2 tRNA genes are annotated in these 376 nt (G+C 50.3%); both read left to right on the top strand.

The features are described 5' to 3' along the window. The first annotated feature begins 113 nt into the window (after positions 1-113). A tRNA-Ile gene (locus KNQ14_RS16670) sits at positions 114-190 on the top strand. Positions 191-217: 27 nt separating this feature from the next. Further along, positions 218-290, top strand: a tRNA-Ala gene (locus KNQ14_RS16665). Positions 291-376 lie beyond the last annotated feature (86 nt).

Below are 376 nucleotides of genomic sequence, written 5' to 3'. Positions count from 1 at the left end.
AGGTAGCCGTATCGGAAGGTGCGGCTGGATCACCTCCTTTCTAAGGAAAACGTCCCTTACGGGACATGCCCATCGTTCAGTTTTGAGAGTCTAATTCTCTCTAGTCATGGAATGGGCCTATAGCTCAGCCGGTTAGAGCGCACGCCTGATAAGCGTGAGGTCGGTGGTTCGAGTCCACTTAGGCCCACCATTTCCATTATAATTCAATTCCAATCCTGGGGCCTTAGCTCAGCTGGGAGAGCGCCTGCCTTGCACGCAGGAGGTCAGCGGTTCGATCCCGCTAGGCTCCATTTGTCTTGTCCTTTGGATAAGGCACTCGCACCTTGAAAACTGAAGACATCAACAAGACATCAAACTTTTAATTAACCATGTCATT

The organism is Exiguobacterium sp. s161, assembly GCF_018619045.1.
In the GTDB taxonomy this organism is placed as follows: Bacteria; Bacillota; Bacilli; order Exiguobacteriales; family Exiguobacteriaceae; genus Exiguobacterium_A; species Exiguobacterium_A indicum.
Note: the sequence above shows the minus strand (reverse complement) of the source record. Positions and strands in the feature narration are given on the sequence as shown.